Raw genomic sequence first — 20859 nt, 5'->3', positions numbered from 1 at the left:
TACTTTAATATGCGATGAGAAATTGAAATTTTCTTAGATTAACAATGAGCCAGTTGCTGACAATTTACTCAAGGAATCCCCCTCTTTAGCAAAGAGGGGTTAGGGGAGATTTGGCAGTATCAATAAACGAAGAAATTAATCCATTAGCTCCCCAAAGACAGCAAATACACAAAAGGACACTCTATGCTCAACGAAAACGACATCGAACAACTTACCCTTCAACGCCTGCAATCCCTCGGTTGGGAATATCGCTACGGTAAAGACTTGCCTGTTCATGAAGGCGAGTTTGCACGTGGCGATTTAAGCGGTGTGGTCTTTATTGAGCAACTGCGAGAGGCAGTGCGTAAGCTTAATCCGCAACTGCCTGAAAGTGCGGTTGATTCGGTGGTGAAATCGGCGACGAAAAGCGATATTGGCGACTTGGTGGTGCGTAATCAGGCGTTTTATAAACTGTTGCGTGATGGCGTGCGGGTGGAATATCAGGCAAACGGTGAACAAAAAATCGAGATGGCGCGCTTGGTGGATTTTGAGCATGTGAAGAACAACCGCTTTATTGCCGTCAATCAGCTGGAAATCCGCAGCCGTAAAGGGGGGAAACGAATTCCCGATATTATCGGCTTTGTGAATGGCCTGCCCTTGGTGGTATTTGAGCTGAAAAATCCGTTGCGTGAATCGGCGGATTTGTTGCAGGCGTTTAATCAGTTTGAAACCTATAAAGATGAAATTGCCGAGCTGTTTGTTTACAACCAAGCCCTGATTATTTCAGACGGCATAGCCGCACGTTTGGGCTCGCTTTCGGCAGATTTCCAACGCTTTACGCCGTGGAAAGTGGTTGATGAAAAAAATAAAAGCGCGCGCTTATATTTTGATGATGAATTACAAAGCCTGCTCAATGGCTTAATGAAGCCTGAGGATTTATTGAACTATATCCGCTATTTCGTCTTATTTGAGCGGGATTCCAGCGGTAAAACCATTAAAAAAATCGCAGCGTACCATCAATATTACGGCGTAAATGAAGCGGTAGATTCCACGCTTTTTGCAACTTCAGAAAAAGGCGACCGCCGCATTGGCGTGATGTGGCATACGCAAGGTTCGGGTAAGTCAATTTCCATGTTGTTTTATGCCGGCAAACTGCTTGCGCAGCCTGAATTGAAAAATCCGACGATTGTGGTGGTTACCGACCGTAACGATTTGGACGGTCAGCTTTTCCAAACCTTTTCTTCAGGCAAAGATTTAATCAAACAAACGCCGCAACAAGTGGAAGACCGCGATCAACTGCGCCAACTGCTCGCGCAAAATGAAGTCGGCGGCGTATTTTTTACTACGATTCAGAAATTCGCCCTAAATGAGGAAGAAAGCCGCTTCCCTGTTTTAAACGAGCGCAGCAATATTATTGTAATCAGCGATGAGGCACACCGCAGCCAATATGGCTTTACGCAAAAATTGCATAAAGGCAAGTTTCAAGCAGGCTACGCCCGCCATTTGCGCGATGCGCTGCCTAATGCTTCGTTTATCGGTTTTACCGGTACACCGATTAGCCTAGAAGATAAAGACACGCAAGATGTGTTCGGACGTTATGTGTCGATTTATGACTTACAAGATGCGGTGGAAGACGGCGCAACCGTGCCGATTGTGTATGAAGCGCGCCAAATCCGCTTAAACGAAAAAGAACACGATGAGCTATTCAAAGAAATTGATGATTTGCTGGAAGAGGAGCAATCCCCTGCCCTGCGTTTGCAGGAAAAACTGCTGGGTTCGCAAGCCCGTCTGGCTGATTTAGCCGCGGATTTTGTGCAGCATTTTGCCAAACGCAATGAAGTCGTCGACAGCAAAGCGATGATGGTGGTTTCCAGTCGTCAGATTTGCGTGGACTTATACAATGAAATCATCAAACTGCGCCCAGAATGGCATTCGGATAATATCAACGAAGGGGTGATTAAAATTGTGATGACGGGTTCTGCTTCCGATGCGCCGGAAATGCAGAAACACGTTTACAGTAAACAGGAAAAACAAACGCTGGAACGCCGCTTTAAAGACCCGAACGATCCGCTGAAAGTAGTGATTGTGCGCGATATGTGGCTGACGGGCTTTGATGCGCCTTGCTGTAATACGATGTATATCGACAAGCCGATGCAAGGGCATAACCTGATGCAGGCGATTGCTCGGGTTAACCGTGTATTTCGCAATAAAAGCCGAGAAAACGGCGGCTTGATTGTGGATTATGTAGGCATTGCTGACAAGCTCAAAGAAGCGACCCAGCAATACACCAATTCACAAGGCAAGGGCAAGCTGACTGATAACGTGATTGATGTGTTCTTTAAAATGAAAGAGCATTTAGAATTCGTCCGTAGCCTGTTTGCAACGCCGGTTGAAGGGAAAACCTTTGATGTTCAGACGGCCTTAGAAAAAGATAATCCGAATGATCTTCTGATGGCTATTCGTTTTGCCGCCAACCATATTTTTTGCCTCGATCGATTACCGTTTGATGGCAAAGTGCACGAGCAACATTGGTTTAATAAAAAAGAAACCGAGCCACGTAAAAAAGCCTTTTTGAAAGCGGCGGGTTTGGTGAAAAAAGGCTATATGCTATGCGGCGCATTGGCTGAAGTTGAGCCATACAGCCAAGAAATTGCTTTTTATGATGCAGTACGCGCTATTCTCACGAAGAACAAACAAAATGGTACGGGTTCTAATGAAAGACAGATTTTATTGAAAAAATTGGTCAATCAAGCCGTCTATTCCGAAGGCGTGATTGATTTGTTTGATCTGCTGGAAAAACCGCAGCCTCAAATCAATCTACTTTCTGAAGAGTTTTTGCAGACCATTAAAAACAGCCCGACTAAGAACTTATGGGTCAGCGCGGTGGAGCGTTATTTGGCAAGCGAAATCAAAGCCAAATCAGGCGCAAACCTCACCTTGCAAAAAGACTTCGAGCAGCGTTTAAAAGAAGCCCTAAATCAATACCACAACCATAATTTAAGCGTGGTGGAAATTTTGGATGAGCTCTTCAAAATGAGCCAAGACTTCCAAGAACGCTTAGCTTTAGGTGAAAAGCTGGGGCTGAAAAAAGAAGAACTCGCTTTCTACGAAGCCCTCGCCCAAAACCAAAGCGCCCGAGAGCTGATGGGCGATGAAGTATTGAGCAAACTTGCCAAAGAAATTACCGATACTTTAAGACGCTCAGTTACCATCGACTGGCAATACAAAGAAGGCGTACGTGCCAAAATGCGCATTCTCGTGAAACGAGCTTTACAGCGTTATAAATACCCGCCGGATAAACAGGAAGAAGCCGTGAGCTATGTGATTAAGCAAGCGGAGGAAATTGCGGAAGATCTCAGCCAACTTTAATAAAAAATGAGGAATAAAAAAATCAGGACGAATAATATTCGCCCTGATTTTTTACTAAATAATATAAGATTCAATTAAATATGTTGAATAAAAGCTCAAACCTTACCACTCTATCGGCGAGGTAAACACCGATAGCACATTCGGGTGGCTTCGTTGATTTTTTACTTCGCCATTGATGCTTAATTCATAAAAATTACCCCCTACGCTTGCGGAGTATTTTTTATTAAACTTTCTTGCACTTTTCTTGCGGTATTGCACGGTAAAAGTCACTTTCTCTTCAACATCAAATTGTTTAGCATTTTCAACTTTTTCTACATCAAAATTTTTAGCCAATTCAACGCCTTTTTCTTCATAAAATGGCCATAAAATGGATTCAGCAGAACCATATTTAAAGGCAAATTCTGTCTCAAGCGCTTTTTTCTGTTCTTCTGTTAGCGAACAAGCACCGCCTCGAGGCCAACTTACCTCAGAAATAAATTGAGTAAGCTCAGTAGTTGGATCAGGGAAATGACAAAACGCTGTCACTAACTCTCTAAGGCGTACTTCATTATATGCTGGTGTTTTATCGCTTTTACGATCTTCATATTGCTTACGCACCTTTTCAAATTCTTCCGCAGGAATAACTTTTTTTGCAATCTCATCTAATCTAGAAAGCTCAGAGGCAAATCTTTGGCGCAATTGGAGATTCGTTTTACTATGGCAAACAACATTAACTTTTATTGAATCACTAACATCACCGCCTCTTTGCCACGTGATTTCATTCGATTCTTGCGACCATGTTGGATTATTACAACGGCCACTTTGTGCCAAAAGTTCAGCATAAGTGATTTCTTTACCATTGTGTTCTGTAACGTACGATTGAACTGTACTAATTGGATCTAAGGTTTCATTACAACCGCTGACAGCGAAAGCAAAAATTGCTGTTGTAGAAAGCATCAATAATGGTTTCTTCATTCGAACTCCTGTTTTAGCTTCATTTAAAAAATTTAATGCGCTTCATCCCAGTTATCACCCACGCCTACTTCTGCAATGAGTGGCACTTTCATATCAATGGCTTTTTCCATTTCAGCTTTAATAATTTTGCTGTAATGTTCCACCTGATCTGCTTTAACTTCAAACACTAACTCATCGTGCACCTGCATAATAAGTTTAATGTTTTCATCTTGCGCAATCGCTTTATCAATGCCAATCATCGCAACTTTAATAATATCTGCCGCTGTCCCTTGCATCGGTGCGTTGATTGCAACACGCTCAGCAGCTTTTCGGCGCATGCCATTACTTGATTTGATTTCTGGTAAATATAAGCGACGACCAAATAAGGTTTCAACATAGCCTTTTTCTGCTGCAGAAACTCGAATATCCTGCATAAATTGTTGCACACCTGGGTAACGGTGGAAATAACGTTCCATATAATGTTTGGCATCCGCACGAGAAATGCCTAGCTGGTTTGATAAGCCAAACTCGGACATGCCATAAATCAAGCCAAAGTTAATTGCTTTAGCACTACGGCGCTGCTCGCTGGTGACTTCTTCAAGTGCTATGCCGAAAATTTCCGCTGCCGTTGCACGGTGAATATCTTTGCCTTGCGCAAAAGCGGTAATCATGCCTTCATCATTAGATAAATGCGCCATAATGCGTAGCTCAATTTGGGAATAGTCCGCCGCGACAATTTTATAACCTTCACGCGCAATAAAAGCTTGGCGAATCCGTCTGCCCTCTTCATTACGAATTGGAATGTTCTGTAAATTGGGATCACTCGAAGAAAGCCGGCCTGTTGCAGTCACAGCTTGATGATAAGAAGTATGTACTCGTCCTGTTTTTGGGTTGATCATTTGTGGCAACTTATCGGTATAAGTTGATTTCAATTTACTCAATCCACGGTGTTCCATTAAAAGTTTTGGTACGATATGCCCTTTTTGTGCCAACTCTTCTAACACTTCTTCATTAGTAGAAGGTGCACCTTTTGGGGTTTTCTTCAAAATCGGCAAGCCTAACTTTTCAAACAGAATTTCTTGTAATTGTTTGGTTGATGCCAAATTAAATACCGCGCCCGCCTCACTATGCACCATCGTTTCTAATTCGGCGAGTCTCGCTTCAATTTCTGCAGATTGAGCTAATAATTTTTGCGGGTCGATCAATACCCCATTTCGTTCAATATGTGAAAGCACTGAAACTAACGGCATCTCAATTTCATTGAATAATTTATGCAAACTTGGAATCTTTTCTAACGTTGAGAAAAGAGTTTGATGTAACTTCATCGTCACATCTGCATCTTCTGCGGCATATTCACTGGCTTTTTCAATGCTGATTTGATCAAAAGTGAGTTGATTTTTACCTTTACCGGCAATCTCTTCAAACGAAATCGTTTGGTGGTTGAGATAACGGTTGGCTAACTCATCCATATTATGTCTGCCCACGCTATTTAGCGTGTAAGATTCCAACATCGTATCAAATGCGACGCCTTGAACTGAAATACCATGGTTAGCCAACACCGTTAAATCATATTTCAAATTTTGACCCACTTTTAACACAGCCGGATTTTCCAAAATCGGTTTTAATTGCGTTAAACAAGCGGTCAAATTTAGCTGATCTTTTACTAATGTCCACGCTAACGTATCCTCCTCTTCTTCAGTCGCAAATAAATCGCTCTGAACAGGCGCACTTTTGGCTTTATGCGCCAGCGGGATATAACAAGCTTGACCGTCAGGAAGTGCAAACGAAACCCCCACTAAATTTGCTTGCATCGCATCTAAATTATCAGTTTCAGTATCAAAGGCTATCAATGGGGCAGCAGCCATTAACTCAATCCATTTTGCTAATTGTGATTCAGTGGTAATGGTTTCATAACGACTGCGATCAATCGTAATCGGATTAACTGTTGGTTCTGCAAAATTTTCAGTATTTTCGACCGCTTGTAAGGATGCAGCAGCTTGATAAGCGCCTAATGTTTGGCGTTTTTCTCGACTTTCCGTGACGGGATTAGCATCGTTCATCACTTCATTTAGCCAACGTTTGAATTCATAGCGACCAAATAACTGAACCAGTTCATCTTGATTCTGAGGCTGCATGACAAGCTCATCATGCTTAACCTCTAGCGGTACATCCGTTTTAATGGTTGCCAATAAATAAGACAGATCCGCCATTTCTTTTTCTGCCAGTAATTTCGGCGCCATCGTTTTTGCACCACGGAAAGAGAGCGAGGCAACTTTATCTAAATTTTCATAAATCGTTTTAAGTGAGCCAATTCCTTGCAATAAAGCAAGTGCGGTTTTCTCACCTACCCCTTTTACACCGGGGATGTTATCCGATGAATCGCCTTGTAGCGCCAAATAATCAATAATTAGCTCAGGTGGAATGCCATATTTTTCAATAACACCTTCACGATCTAGCAAGGTATTATTCATTGTGTTAATCAGCATAATATGCTCATTCACTAACTGCGCCATATCTTTATCGCCCGTGCTAATCAGCACATTTTTGCCATCACGGGCAGCTTGAACTGCAAGGGTGCCGATAACATCATCCGCTTCAACCCCTTCAATTGAAATCAATGGAATCCCGAGCGCTTTAATAATTGCATGGAGAGGCTGAATTTGCGCACGTAAATCATCTGGCATGGGAGGTCGATGAGATTTATATTGCTCGAATAATTCATCACGAAAGGTTTTACCTTTAGCATCAAACACCACTGCAATATGACTTGGCGAAACTTGCGTAATCAGGCTTTTAAGCATATTGATTACGCCATAAACGGCGCCTGTTGGCTCACCGTCTCGGTTAGTCAACGGAGGGAATGCGTGGAATGCACGGTATAAGTAAGAAGAGCCATCGACAAGCACAAGTGGGTCTGAAGCGATTGTTGCCATAATGTATAAACCTTTTAATGAGTAAGCGGTGAAATTTTTTGGATTTTTTGCAAATGTTATTGACTAGTTCTCTGACTGCTCGTCTAATTCATCAGCCATTGCAGCCAGCGCTTCACGAGTTAGTTGCGCTAATGCGCGATAAAATGCGGAATCTTGCGCTTCCACTTTACCTAAAAATTTGCTCATCACGGGTAATAAAAAATCCGCAAATAACGCTTGTTGAGCCGCGGTAGAATCAAGGTTATCTTCAATCCAAGAAGCGGTCAGTAATAATAGTGCGACATGATCGTAATCACTTAATACTGGCATATCGCGCGTTAAGCGAAAAGCTTCAAACTCAGAAACATTGATTTGATAATCAGAAATTTTTGTTGAAACATGACCTGAATCTGCAAAAATAGCTTGATAAGCAGCACTTAATTCCGTAGGGTGTGCGTGTTTTTCTATCAGCGTTAGCGCTAATTCGCTCTGCGCATCGGTGTTAAGCGCCCATTGCTGGCGTAATCCACCTTGAGCTAACCAGTTGAAAGTACCAGCTAATAAAGAATCAGTCGGCTGGCGGTAGAAAAGATTCCCAAATAAACGACATAATAGGGAAAAATCGTTAATCATTGTTTCGTGCATTTTTTTCTCAAATGAAAGGAAAGTGCAGTTATTTTACATGAAATTCAGTTAATAGGACACAAAATGAAATATATCGGCGCACATGTGAGTGCTTCTGGCGGCGTAGAAAATGCCGTGTTACGCGCAGTAGAAATTGGGGCAAATGCCTTTGCATTATTTACTAAAAACCAGCGCCAATGGCAAGCCCCTGCACTTAAAGCAGAAACCATTGAAAAATTTAAACGTTTTTGCCAAGTCCATGGGTTTTCTTCCGCCCAAATTCTGCCACATGACAGCTATTTAATTAACCTTGGCAGCCCAGAAGCCGAAGGCTTAGAGAAATCTCGTGCCGCTTTCATTGATGAAATGCAACGCGCCGACCAATTAGGTTTAACCTTGTTAAATTTCCACCCAGGCTCACACTTAAATAAAATTAGCGAAAGTGACTGTTTAGCACGTATTGCCGAATCGATTAACATCGCTATTGATGCAGTACCGAATGTGGTGGCGGTGATTGAAAACACGGCAGGACAAGGCTCAAATTTAGGTTATCGCTTTGAACATTTAGCTGAAATTATTGAACAAGTTGAAAATAAAAAGCGTGTTGGCGTTTGTTTAGATACTTGCCACACTTTCTCTGCAGGCTATGACATCAGCTCATTAGCAGGCTGCCAAAGCGTATTTCAGGAATTTGACCAAGTTGTTGGCTTTGAATATTTACGGGGAATGCACTTAAACGGTTCAAAAACGCCATTAGGTAGCCAAAAAGACCGTCACGATACCTTGCGCGAAGGAACCATTGGTACCGAATTTTGCAAATTTATTATGAAAGATGACCGCTTTAATGGCATTCCAATGATCTTAGAAACCATCAATCCAGATATTTGGGCAGAAGAGATTGCCTACTTACGCAGCCTAGAAAAAGTATAAAAAGAATGGAATAAAAAATAATTTGCTGCCAAGCGTTAGATTAACGTTTGGCAGCAGATCTTTTTTATCTATCTAACTAGAATTTTACAGCGAAACCTGCAAAGTAAACCATTTGTTAAGTGTTGAGTTAGAAACCACCTGGCCCACGGCGCGGTTCACTGCTGATTTTTTCGCTATTTGAACGCTGGGTCGTAATCACTTTCTCCCCCTCATTCAAACCACTTAAAATTTCCGTATGCTGACCATCCGCTAAACCAATCTCGACTTTTTTCTCAATCGGCTGTTGATTTTCTAACACTTGCACGTAGTTTTCACCGTTACGTTTTGTTAATGCGGTATTTGGCACCACTAACACATTTTCACGTTTCGCGATATCGACTTGCCCCTGCACAGTCATCCCAATACGTAACCGTTGCTCACTATTATCTACCAATGCATTGGCATAGTAATAAATTGCTTCCGTATTCCCTGATTGCTCCACATATTTATTCGATGAATTATCATCACTTAATGTTGTAAGCGCTGGATCAATGCTTTCAATTTGACTTTGAATCCGATAATTCGGCTCAGCTAAAGTGGTAAAACTCATCGCCTGACCTGCCCTAACCTGAGCAATATCGCCTTCTGAAATTTCTAACTTAATCAACATTTTAGAAAGATCGGCGACATGCACAATGGTTGGTGAACTTTGTGCAGAGTTTACCGTTTGTCCAATCGAAACCGGAATAGAAACAATCACGCCATCCATTGGCGATAAAATTTGAGTGTAATTTAAGTTAGTCCGCGCGTTATTTACCGAAATTTGAGATTGCTTAATCTGCGCGATCGCCTCATTCACGCTCGCTTTGGCTGAAGCTAAAGTATTTTTCGCGGTTTCAACTTCTGCTTCAGATGCACTATTTTGCTTATACAATTTGCTTAATCGGTTATAGTTGGCTTGCGCCACTTCTAACGCCACTTTCGCTGAAGCCAGTTGGGCTTGATAAGAAGCTAATTGCGCTTCTGCAGTACTTAAACTATTGCTTTGGCTACTTGAATCAATTTCAGCAATTAAATCGCCTTTTTTGACTGTTTGCCCAAGCTTTACATACAAGTTAATAATGCGTCCAGATACCTGTGCGCCAACCTCTGTTCGCTGACTAGCGCGTACAGAACCTGTTGCTAGCACGGTTTTTTCTAAAGTTGTACGAGAAACAGCTTCAGTAATGTAATGGACTTGCTTAGCGTTATCTTCCTTGCTGTAGTAAACATAGCCTGCGACACCTAAAGCGGTAATACCAAGCAACAAAGCAAAAGATTTGAATTTCATATTATTTTCCCAAAGAAAGATAGCGGTTAAAATTGACTATCATTTTGCAAAATGGTTTCAAAATTTAACCGCTTGTTTCTTCTTTTTCGAGTAAATTAAGCTAAATTAAACAGCTTACGTAAATAGCAAGCGACGGCTTCATCTTTATTCTCACCAATCACTTCATGCTCAGGTAATAGGGCTTTAAGTCGCTTATCAGCGTTTCCCATTACACAGCCTTTTCCAGCGCGAGCGAGCATCTCTTTATCATTTAAGCCATCCCCAAAAGCAATGCAATCGCTAAGTTGATAGCCTCGATGTGTAACAAGTTCATCTAAAGCATTTGCTTTGGACACATTTTTATTCATCACTTCTAGACACTGTGGCGTGGAATAAGTCATATAAACTTGTTCACCGAATTTAGCTTGGATATAAGCCTCAATCGGGGCGAGATCTGCTGGTGTTCTGCCGATATAAAAAACTTTTTCGGTTTCTCTACCGTGATGATTCTGGAAATCAACCACTTTGTAGCAATATCCTGAATCTTGATGGTATTTTTTCAATGCTTCAATATCCACGTTGATAAACCAATCATCGCCTTGATAGCTATTTAAACAAACATTCAGTGGGTCAAATGGCACTGACATTAAAGCTTTGGCTAAATTTTCTGGTAAATAGTGATTCAATACCGTTTTACCCGATAAAAAATTCGCTCGTGCCCCATTTGAGGTGACCAACATAGCCTCATCAACGGGCACTTTTTTAATCAGATGTTTCACATCCGGATAATTACGCCCCGTAGCAAAATAAATATCAACCCCTTTTTTAGCAAGCTGACTAAGAGTTTGAATCGTAAATTCTCCGATTCGATGCTCCCCGTTAAGCAATGTGCCATCCAAATCTGAAATAATGGCTTTAAACGGCATGGTCATAAAGACTCCTTAGATTAAAAATTATCAAAGCTAGCCTATCAAATTCTCTAGGTTTGTTCAAAGAGAATCCTTTCATTTGATAGCTCATTTCAAATTGATTAAAAAATCATCAAACACTCCTTAAGATTAAATTACTTTAATTTTCAATAATTATTTAACATTTATTTGACATCACCATCTAAACTTGACACATTCATCTATAAATCAACATATCTTTAGCATTTTACGCTATTTGAAATCACAATTTAATCTAGTAAACGTTTGCGCAAAGTGAAATACACTATTGACAATACTCCAAATGAGTTTAATATACACAGCGCAAACAAATTACAATGCAAACACAAACACACACAACAATGGAAAAACAACTCTCACTCCGATTATCTCTGTTATCGTATTTTTGATGCGAGGATAAAGATTGTCTGAGAAATGAGTTCACTATCCACAACTTTCGCCCGCATCTCCATGCGGGCTTTTTTTATCTCTAAAAAGAGAATACAATCAAAGCGTTTGTGGCAAAACCATTCCCACACAACGCATACAGAGGACTGATTATGAGCAATAACAACATTATTATTTTTGATACAACTCTTCGTGATGGTGAACAAGCATTAAAAGCGAGCTTAACCGTAAAAGAAAAATTACAAATTGCTTTAGCGCTTGAACGTTTAGGTGTGGATGTGATGGAAGTGGGTTTTCCAGTATCTTCTCAAGGGGATTTTGAATCTGTACAAACGATTGCACGTCATATCAAAAATAGTCGTGTAGCCGCACTTTCTCGCGCAGTCGATAAAGATATTGATGCAGCTTATGAGGCATTAAAAGTGGCTGAAGCTTTTCGTATTCATACCTTTATTGCCAGCTCAGCATTACATGTTGAGGCTAAATTAAAACGTTCTTTCGATGATGTGGTAGAAATGGCTGTGGCAGCTGTGAAACGTGCACGCAACTATACCGATGATGTGGAATTCTCTTGTGAAGATGCAGGCCGTACCGGAATTGATAATATCTGCCGAATTGTAGAAGCTGCCATTAACGCTGGCGCAACAACGGTTAATATTCCAGATACAGTAGGTTTCTGCTTACCAAATGAATATGGCAACATCATTGCTCAAGTGCGTAACCGCGTACCAAATATTGATAAAGCGATTATTTCCGTGCATTGCCATAATGACTTAGGTATGGCAACTGCAAACTCCTTAACCGCAGTACAAAATGGCGCAAGACAAATTGAGTGTACCATTAACGGTATTGGCGAACGTGCAGGTAATACCGCATTAGAAGAAGTGGTGATGGGAATTAAAACCCGCCAAGATTTTATGGGCGTAGATACGCGCATTAACACACAAGAAATTCACCGTGTTAGCCAAATGGTTAGCCAACTTTGTAATATGCCGATTCAGCCGAATAAAGCAATTGTAGGTTCAAATGCCTTTGCGCACTCTTCTGGTATTCACCAAGATGGCATGTTGAAAAACAAAAATACCTATGAAATCATGTCACCAGAAACCATTGGCTTGAAGAAAGAGAAATTAAACTTAACCGCACGCTCTGGTCGCGCAGCCGTGAAAGGTCACATGGCAGATATGGGTTACACCGAGCAAGATTATGATTTAGATAAATTATATGATGCTTTCTTAAAATTAGCCGATAAAAAAGGCCAAGTGTTCGATTATGATTTGGAAGCCTTAGCATTTATCGATATGCAACAAGGTGATGAAGATCGTTTAGTATTAGATAAACTTTCTGCCCACTCCACTAAAGAATATCCGGCCACAGCTTTTGTTCAAATCGAACTAGATGGTGAGAAATTAAGTACTTCTTCAATCGGTGGTAACGGCCCAGTAGATGCCGTTTATAATGCGATTTTGAACTTGACTGGCTTAGAGATCAAAATGTCTCACTATAACTTAACCGCTAAAGGAGAAGGTGCTGAAGCCTTAGGTCAGGTAGATATTGTGGTTGAACACGAAGGCCGTAAATTCCACGGTGTAGGTTTGGCGACAGACATTGTTGAATCTTCCGCACTTGCCTTAGTTCACGCCATCAATGCGATTTATCGTGCGCATAAAGTGGCGAATTTAAAAGCTAAACACTAATCCAAAACTAAAGCTTGAAAAGCAAAAAGCGAGTGGCATAATTTACATCCACTCGCTTTTATTTTTATTGTAACTAACTGCGCGTTGCCGCTTTCATTTCACTAACAAAAGCCGATAATTCTCGAATTAAATTGGCTTGGTTATCTAAATTACGTTCAATAATTTTTACAATCGCCGAGCCTGAAATCGCACCATCACAACCTAGCGCTAGCGCTTCTTTGACTTGTTCTGGTTTGGCAATACCGAAGCCTTGCAAAATTGGAGCAGAATTCGACCGCTTGAGGCTTTCAACTAATGTATCTAAATTGCCAGCATGAGATTGGTTTTCGGCACTAGTTACCCCTGCACGAGAAACTAAATAGGTATAACCTTCGGTTAAGTTGGCAATACGAGAAATTGTGGCTTCATCTGCGTTGGGCGGGCAAATAAACACAGGTTGAATACCATGTACTTTTGCAGTTGGTACAAACTCTTCTGCAGCTAAGATTGGTAAATCTGCAATTAACACCGCATCAACGCCTGCCTTTTGGCAGCGTTTAAAGAAAGCTTCTTGAGTCGGTACAAAAACCAAATTAGCACACAACAGCAAACCAATCGGCATTTCTGGATATTTTGCGCGGATTTTCTCAATCAACTCAAAGCAATTATCTGTGCTAAAACCGCCATCTAATGCCCGTTTATTGGCTGCCTGAATCACCGGCCCATCTAAAAGTGGATCAGAAAACGGAAAACCTAGCTCTAATGCATCCGCACCGTTGGCAATTAAAGTTTCAATAATTTCAAATGAACGGTCAAAATCTGGATCGCAAAGGGTCACAAATGGCACAAATGCCCCTTCATTTTTTGCTTTTAAGCTTTGAAATAAAGTGTCAAAACGGCTCATTAGTTTGCTCCTCCATTTAAAATTTTATCTACGGTAAAAATGTCTTTATCGCCACGTCCTGATAAATTCACCACTAATAATTGTTCTTTTTCTGGTTGTTGTTTAATCAGTTTTAACGCATAAGCTAAAGCGTGAGAAGATTCTAATGCAGGAATAATCCCTTCATGTCTTGCTAGCGCTTGGAATGCTTCTAAAGCCTCATCATCAGTAATAGAAACATATTCCGCTCGGCCTGTTGCATTCAAATAAGCATGCTGTGGCCCTACTGATGGGAAATCTAGTCCAGCTGAAATTGAATAGGATTCTTCAATTTGTCCATCTTTATCTTGCATAATTGGCGATTTCATACCGAAATAGATACCCGTTGTGCCATGTTTAAGCGGTGCGCCATGCTCGCCTGTTTCAATCCCTTTACCAGCTGGCTCAACACCAATTAACCCAACTGCAGTTTCATCAATAAAATCGGCAAACATACCAATCGCATTTGAACCGCCACCGACAGCGGCAATCACCGCATCTGGTAAGCGCCCTTCTCTTTCAAGAATTTGACGTTTGGTTTCAATGCCAATCATTTTCTGAAATTCTCTTACCATTGTTGGGAATGGATGTGGCCCTGCAGCCGTGCCAATTAAGTAATGAGTGGTTTCATAATTAGCAGCCCAATCTCGCATTGCTTCACAGCAAGCATCTTTTAACGAACAAGAGCCTTTTTGCACTGGAATAACTTCAGCCCCCATTAAACGCATACGAAACACGTTTGGAGATTGGCGTTCCACATCTTTTGCGCCCATATAAACCACACAAGGCATATCTAACATAGCGCACGCTAAGGCAGTCGCGACACCATGCTGACCTGCGCCAGTTTCAGCAATAATTCTCGTTTTCCCCATGCGTTTTGCCAATAAAATTTGGCCTAAAACTTGGTTAGTTTTATGTGCACCACCATGTAATAAATCTTCTCGTTTAAGGTAAAGTTTAGTTTTACTGCCTTTCGTTAAGTTACGACAAAGCGTTAAAGCGGTTGGGCGACCTGCATAATTTTTCAGTAAATCGGCAAATTCGGCTTGAAATGTAGGATCGTTTTGCGCTTCAACAAAAGCTTGCTCAAGCTGTTTTAGTACAGGCACTAAAATTTCCGGTACATACATTCCCCCAAATTCACCGAAATAAGGGTTTAAAAGTGTGTCTGACATATTTTGTTATTTCCTTTTTAATTTTTTGTTCGATTGCTTTTATAAAGAATGGCTTAAAAACGGCGTACTCAGCACGCCCTTAAGGTACCCCATCTATTATTTTCGGCTGACTGACATACCCGCAAAACTTTGTGCAGTTGGCATAACTTCAATGCGGTTAATATTGACATGCTCTGGTTGTTGATTTAGCCATAGCACAATATTAGCAATATCCTCTGGGCTAACATACTCAACATTTTCATAAACCTTCGCTGCTTTTTCATCATCGCCATGGAAGCGCACATTTGAAAATTCTGTACCACCACATAAGCCCGGCTCAACATTGGTTACTCGTACATTGGTGCCGGCTAAATCTGCACGCAGATTCAAGCTAAATTGCTTCACAAACGCTTTCGTTCCACCGTAAACATTGCTACCCGCATAAGGATAATTTCCTGCAATTGAGCCTAAATTGATAACATGCCCCGTATTACGCGCTACCATTTCAGGTAAAATTAAACGGGTAACCGTAATCAAGCCTTTAATGTTCGTATCAATCATCTGATACCAATCTGCTAAATTTGCTTGATGTGCTTGCTCAAGCCCTAAAGCAAGCCCTGCATTATTTACTAATAAATCAACATGCTTCCAACCTTCAGGACGGCTATTTAATGCCTGTTCAGTCGCTTTTTCATCGCTCACATCAAATGCAAGCGGTAAGAAATTATTGCCTAATTGCGAATGTAACTCTGCTAAACGCGCTGCGCGTCTGCCAGTTCCAATCACTTTATAACCTGAAGCAATCAGCAATTTACAAATAGCCGTACCAAATCCTGCTGTTGCGCCAGTCACTAATGCGGTTCTCATGTTTACTCCTCATTTTAACTTGTACTATTAAAGTAGTACATTTTTATTTTTGATGCAAGTAGAAGCGGTGTGATTTTGCAAAAAATTCACAAAATCACACCGCTAGCATTAAACTTCGTCAATCACAAACTCAAACCACTCAATCACATCCTTTTCGTGAACGCCATTGGCAATCAGAATTTGCGCTTGTTTAACGGAGTCAGGTCGTTGGGAAATGAGTGGATGCCAATCAAACAACGGCTTACCTTCATAAAGTAGGCGATAAGCACAAGTTTTAGGCAACCAGCCGAAATCAGGTAAATTCTTTTTGGTGAGCTTAGTGCAATCTTGCTCGATTTTAAAACGGTTCGGATAATTCGTGCATCTTCCCGTTTCCACATCTAAAAGATTGCATGCCACGCGCGTATAATAAAGTCGCTCTCGCTTGCCTCTGCCTAAAATATATTTACGATAGCAGCATTTGCCACAGCCATCGCACAGCGCTTCCCACTCGGCATCATTCATTTCAAGCAGACTTTTATGCTTCCAAAATTCAGGGGTAATTTGTATTTGTTGGTCGTTTTGTTTCATACCGCAGATTCTAACATATTAGCCTGCATAACGCTGAGTTAAACGCGCTAAATTTTGTGCAAAATAGGTTGGGCTTTTTAAATAAGCTTGCATTTGCGCCCAATCAAATTCGGTTTTTAACTGTTGATTTAGTGTGGCTAAATAAGCGCTATTTTCTGGATATTCTCGAATATAATCTGCCAACAGCGCTTCTTGTTTTAGCAAAGAATCGGCTTTGAGGATTTTTGCAATTTCTTCTGAAAATTTAACCGCTTGTCCTAAATAATATCCACGTTGTGCCTTGCTTAAATCGCTAAACCATATACCTTGCATGACCGGCATTTGGGCAATTAACGCCAAAATATCTTTTAACTGCCCTGTTTTTAATTCAAACTCAAGCTCGCAAATTTTACATTCTCCCAATGGATTTCGAATATTACCCTGATCTAACGCAATTTCGATTTGTGATTGCTGATAGTTAACTAGCCAAATATGTCGAGTAAAATCAGTACTGAAAGTCGGTAACAATTCGGCATTGATTTGAGCTGCATTTTCAAACCCTAACTGGAAATGTGTATTCAACTTAGCAAAATCAGGTTTAGGTTCATTTAATGGCAAATTATATTCAGGGCGGATGTGCACGCCATCAACGACTTTTCCTGCCGTTTTAAGTGTCATTTCATAGCGGGTATTTTCAGTGCGAACACGCAATCCCATTTGTTCATGGGCAAAAAAGCGATCTGGGGTGTCGTAATAAGTGTTACCTAAAACCACTTGATGATGCGCTGCATTCGGTAGGCCATTTAACCACGCCTGCATTTTCGCCACATTTTCTGATGCTAATCTGATTTTCAATTCAATTTCTGCGGTTTCTGCCAGCTTTGCCATTTTTTACCTCGCTGTTTTTTGCTATTATTTGGCTAATTTTTCGCTTTCTGCATTGTAACAATGTTTCATCAAATCCAAAATAAACTCCATAAATTCGTCCAACGTGGTTTAGATAATCATATTCGCTTAGCCGTGACTGGATTAAGCCGTAGTGGCAAGACCGCATTTATTACCAGTCTTGTCGATCAGCTTTTGCATATTCGCAAAGATGAGGCAAATCATCTTAATCTTTTTGCGCCAGCACGCCATCATCAAATTCTTTCAGTTAAGCGTATTGAACATGGCGATCTCACTATTCCTCGTTTTGATTACGATAGAAACCGCCAATGTTTAGAAAGCCAACCGCCGATTTGGGCGCCATCTACCACTGGCATTAGCGAGATTCGCCTTGCCATTCGCTATCAGCGACAAAATGGGCTACTCAAACACTTTAAAGAAACAGGCACGCTCTATTTAGATATTTTTGATTATCCGGGTGAATGGTTGCTTGATTTGCCAATGCTTTCGCAAGATTTCAAAACATGGTCGCAAAGCCAACAGCAAGTGCACGTTGGTCAACGGGCAGAATTAGCACAAGACTACTTACAAGCGGTCGAAAATCTTGATCTTTTTGCAAAAACCAATGAAAACCAACTCGCTGAGATTAGCGAACAATACACTCATTACCTGTTTGCTTGTAAAGATGCTGGTATGCAATACATTCAACCGGGGCGATTTGTGCTGCCAACAGAAATCATGAAAGGAGCACCGATTTATCAATTTTTCCCGTTATTAAATCAAACTGAAGCAGACTGGCAAAAATTAGAAAATAGCCCGAAAAATAGTGCTTACCATACATTGAAAAAACGCTATCAGGCTTATCAAGAAAAAATTGTGAAACCATTTTATCAAGATTATTTTTCACAATTTGACCGCCAAGTCATTTTAGCGGACTGCTTAACACCGCTAAATCATGGTTATGAAGCCTTTTTGGAAATGAAGCTTGGTTTACAACAACTGTTTAAGCATTTCCATTATGGCAATCGCTCGCTGTTTCATCGCCTATTTTCGGCTCAAATTGATAAACTCTTATTTGTGGCAACTAAAGCTGACCACATTACTAGCGACCAGCTGCCTAATCTTGAAAGCCTTATGCGTCAGTTGGTACAAGAAGGTGGGCGTCATGCAGAATTTGAAGGGATTGAAACGGGTTATCACGCAATTTCCGCTATTCGTGCAACCGATCCTGTTATTACCAAACAAAATGATGTGGCAATTAAAGCGATTCGAGGTATTCGTAGCCAAGACCGCAAACTGATTACGCTATATCCGGGAGATGTGCCTAATCGCTTACCCTCAAAAAGTTATTGGCAATTTAACCGATTTGAGTTCGACCAATTCGAGCCGAAAGCGGTCGAATTTGACCAGCCGATTGCACATTTACGAATGGACGCTGCCTTACAGTTCCTATTGGCTGATCTGCTAGATTAAGGTAGAATTTCATTTATTTTTATTAAGTTTGAATATTATGGCAAAAAAACCTAAAGTTGCTTCAAATACTATTGCGCTAAATAAACGCGCACGACATGAATATTTTATTGAAGAAGAAATTGAAGCCGGCTTAGAACTCCAAGGTTGGGAAGTGAAATCTCTGCGCGCCGGTAAAGCTAATATTGGGGATAGCTATGTTACCTTTAGAAACGGCGAAGCCTTTTTATTCGGTGCAACCATTACCCCGCTGAATATGGCGTCAACACATATCGTTGCCGACCCAACTAGAACCAGAAAATTATTACTCAATAAACGAGAACTCGATTCACTCTTTGGTAAAGTGAACCGAGATGGAATGACTGTTGTTGCCCTTTCCCTTTATTGGAAAGCCGCTTGGGCAAAAGTGAAAATTGGTGTGGCAAAAGGCAAAAAATTACACGATAAACGTGAAGATATTAAAGACCGCGAATGGCAAGTTGCTAAACAACGTATTATGAAAAACGCGAACCGTGGTTAACGATTAAATTACATAATTAAGGAAACATTATGATCGACCAAAATTTATTAAGAACGCAATTAGATGAAGTAGCTCAAGCGCTAAAAATTAAGCGTAACTTTGTTTTAGATATTGAACAAGTTAAGGCATTAGAAGAACAACGTAAAGCGCTACAAGTTAAAACAGAAACCCTACAAGCAGAACGCAACGCACGTTCTAAAAACATTGGTGCAGCAAAAGCTCGTGGCGAAGATATTTCTGCATTATTGGCAGAAGTGGATAACATGGGCAATGAATTAAATGAAGCAAAAGTGGCATTAGACCAAGTTCAAGCTGAAATTAAAGCCTTATTGTTATCTGTACCAAATTTACCTGCAGAAGAAGTGCCTCTTGGTAAAGATGATTCAGAAAACTTAGAAGTTTTACGTTGGGGAACGCCTCGCCAATTTGATTTTGAAGTGAAAGATCACGTGGCATTAGGTGAAACATTAAATGGTTTAGATTTTGGTGCAGGGGCAAAATTAACTGCAAGCCGCTTTGTCGTGATGAAGGGTAAAATTGCGAAATTACACCGTGCATTATCTCAATTCATGTTAGATTTACACACCGAACAACACGGCTATTTAGAAACCAACGTACCATTTTTAGTAAACCATGACTCTTTATTTGGTACCGGTCAATTACCAAAATTCGGCGAAGATTTATTCCACACTCAACCATTAACTGGACAAGACCCAAATGAAGTTCAACGTTCATTTAGCTTAATTCCAACAGCTGAAGTTCCAGTAACTAACCTTGTGCGTGATGAAATTATTGATGAAGAATCACTACCTCTAAAACTCACGGCGCATACACCATGTTTCCGTTCAGAAGCAGGTTCTTACGGTCGTGATACTCGTGGCTTAATTCGTATGCACCAATTCGAAAAAGTAGAAATGGTACAAATCGTTGCGCCAGAAAAATCTATGGAAGCGTTAGAAGAACTGACTGGACACGCAGAAAAAGTATTACAATTATTAAACTTACCTTATCGTAAAGTGCTCCTTTGCACAGGTGATATGGGCTTTGGTTCTTGCAAAACTTACGACTTAGAAGTGTGGCTACCGGCACAAAATACTTACCGTGAAATCTCTTCTTGTTCAAATATGTGGGATTTCCAAGCGCGTCGTATGCAAGCACGTTGCAAATCTCGTGGCGATAAGAAAACTCGCTTTGTTCACACCTTAAATGGTTCTGGTTTAGCGGTTGGTCGTACCCTTGTTGCGGTGTTAGAAAACTACCAAAATGCAGACGGCTCAATTACCGTACCAGAAGTATTACGTCCATATATGGGTGGCTTAGAAGTCATTAGTGCTTAATCAGCCGTACTTAAGGCATCATTCATTGTAAGGCGTGCAATGCACGCCTTTTTAACATCATTATTTTTGTGACAATTTTGCAAAATACCGCTCAAATTTAACCGCTTTCA

At 40.9% G+C, this 20859-nt stretch carries 16 protein-coding genes; 6 read left to right on the top strand and 10 right to left on the bottom strand.

The genetic code is table 11. The features are described 5' to 3' along the window. The first annotated feature begins 183 nt into the window (after positions 1 to 183). The gene (locus HMPREF1128_RS00775) at positions 184 to 3348 is read left to right on the top strand and encodes a type I restriction endonuclease subunit R (RefSeq protein ID WP_007523158.1); all 3165 of its coding nucleotides are present in this window, start codon (positions 184 to 186) and stop codon (positions 3346 to 3348) included. Between the two features lie 102 nt (positions 3349 to 3450). Here HMPREF1128_RS00775 and HMPREF1128_RS00770 read toward each other — a convergent pair whose 3' ends face one another. From HMPREF1128_RS00770 to HMPREF1128_RS00760, 3 genes are all read right to left on the bottom strand, one after another. After that, positions 3451 to 4302, bottom strand: coding sequence for a hypothetical protein (locus tag HMPREF1128_RS00770; protein ID WP_007523225.1), 852 nt, complete (start codon positions 4300 to 4302; stop codon positions 3451 to 3453). Between the two features lie 32 nt (positions 4303 to 4334). Next, a complete protein-coding gene (gene polA / locus HMPREF1128_RS00765; protein ID WP_007523125.1) occupies positions 4335 to 7214 on the bottom strand; it encodes a DNA polymerase I in 2880 nt (959 codons plus the stop codon). 63 nt (positions 7215 to 7277) lie between these two features. Continuing rightward, complete coding sequence (locus HMPREF1128_RS00760; RefSeq protein WP_010129281.1) at positions 7278 to 7838, bottom strand: TorD/DmsD family molecular chaperone; 561 nt, start codon at positions 7836 to 7838, stop codon at positions 7278 to 7280. 63 nt (positions 7839 to 7901) lie between these two features. Between HMPREF1128_RS00760 and nfo the strand changes: the two genes are divergently transcribed. Further along, complete coding sequence (gene nfo / locus HMPREF1128_RS00755; protein WP_007523118.1) at positions 7902 to 8747, top strand: deoxyribonuclease IV; 846 nt, start codon at positions 7902 to 7904, stop codon at positions 8745 to 8747. A 127-nt stretch (positions 8748 to 8874) separates the two neighbouring features. Here the strand turns inward: nfo and HMPREF1128_RS00750 are convergent, their stop codons facing one another. Then, a complete protein-coding gene (locus HMPREF1128_RS00750) occupies positions 8875 to 10056 on the bottom strand; it encodes an efflux RND transporter periplasmic adaptor subunit (protein ID WP_007523044.1) in 1182 nt (393 codons plus the stop codon). A 95-nt stretch (positions 10057 to 10151) separates the two neighbouring features. Then, positions 10152 to 10967 (bottom strand): Cof-type HAD-IIB family hydrolase, encoded by an 816-nt coding sequence (locus tag HMPREF1128_RS00745; protein WP_007523237.1) that lies wholly within the window; start codon positions 10965 to 10967, stop codon positions 10152 to 10154. Between the two features lie 554 nt (positions 10968 to 11521). Between HMPREF1128_RS00745 and leuA the strand changes: the two genes are divergently transcribed. Continuing rightward, positions 11522 to 13066, top strand: a complete 1545-nt coding sequence (gene leuA / locus HMPREF1128_RS00740; RefSeq protein WP_007523128.1) for a 2-isopropylmalate synthase — start codon at positions 11522 to 11524, stop codon at positions 13064 to 13066. A gap of 73 nt (positions 13067 to 13139) precedes the next feature. On the opposite strand, the gene trpA is transcribed toward leuA, so the two are convergent. From trpA to HMPREF1128_RS00715, 5 genes are all read right to left on the bottom strand, one after another. After that, the gene (gene trpA, locus HMPREF1128_RS00735; protein WP_007522977.1) at positions 13140 to 13949 is read right to left on the bottom strand and encodes a tryptophan synthase subunit alpha; all 810 of its coding nucleotides are present in this window, start codon (positions 13947 to 13949) and stop codon (positions 13140 to 13142) included. Beyond that, complete coding sequence (trpB, locus tag HMPREF1128_RS00730; protein ID WP_007523169.1) at positions 13949 to 15142, bottom strand: tryptophan synthase subunit beta; 1194 nt, start codon at positions 15140 to 15142, stop codon at positions 13949 to 13951. Before trpB ends, trpA begins: the two co-directional genes overlap by 1 nt. A gap of 96 nt (positions 15143 to 15238) precedes the next feature. Continuing rightward, positions 15239 to 15988 carry an SDR family oxidoreductase gene (locus HMPREF1128_RS00725; RefSeq protein ID WP_007522970.1) on the bottom strand — a complete coding sequence of 250 codons (750 nt, stop codon included), beginning with the start codon at positions 15986 to 15988 and terminating at the stop codon, positions 15239 to 15241. A gap of 108 nt (positions 15989 to 16096) precedes the next feature. Next, positions 16097 to 16558 carry a YcgN family cysteine cluster protein gene (locus HMPREF1128_RS00720; protein WP_007523223.1) on the bottom strand — a complete coding sequence of 154 codons (462 nt, stop codon included), beginning with the start codon at positions 16556 to 16558 and terminating at the stop codon, positions 16097 to 16099. An 18-nt stretch (positions 16559 to 16576) separates the two neighbouring features. Then, a complete protein-coding gene (locus HMPREF1128_RS00715) occupies positions 16577 to 17425 on the bottom strand; it encodes a CYTH domain-containing protein (protein WP_007523160.1) in 849 nt (282 codons plus the stop codon). Positions 17426 to 17485: 60 nt separating this feature from the next. On the opposite strand from HMPREF1128_RS00715, the gene HMPREF1128_RS00710 reads away from it, so the two are divergent. The 3 genes from HMPREF1128_RS00710 to serS are packed head-to-tail and all read left to right on the top strand — an operon-like array spanning position 17486 to position 20749. Further along, the gene (locus tag HMPREF1128_RS00710) at positions 17486 to 18895 is read left to right on the top strand and encodes a YcjX family GTP-binding protein (protein ID WP_007523205.1); all 1410 of its coding nucleotides are present in this window, start codon (positions 17486 to 17488) and stop codon (positions 18893 to 18895) included. Between the two features lie 37 nt (positions 18896 to 18932). Beyond that, positions 18933 to 19412 (top strand): SsrA-binding protein SmpB, encoded by a 480-nt coding sequence (gene smpB, locus HMPREF1128_RS00705; protein WP_007523020.1) that lies wholly within the window; start codon positions 18933 to 18935, stop codon positions 19410 to 19412. Between the two features lie 29 nt (positions 19413 to 19441). After that, positions 19442 to 20749, top strand: a complete 1308-nt coding sequence (gene serS / locus HMPREF1128_RS00700; RefSeq protein WP_007523188.1) for a serine--tRNA ligase — start codon at positions 19442 to 19444, stop codon at positions 20747 to 20749. The last annotated feature ends 110 nt before the right edge of the window (positions 20750 to 20859 follow it).

The sequence above is a fragment of the Haemophilus sputorum HK 2154 genome, assembly GCF_000287615.1.
Taxonomy (GTDB): domain Bacteria; phylum Pseudomonadota; class Gammaproteobacteria; order Enterobacterales; family Pasteurellaceae; genus Haemophilus_A; species Haemophilus_A sputorum.
Note: the sequence above shows the minus strand (reverse complement) of the source record. Positions and strands in the feature narration are given on the sequence as shown.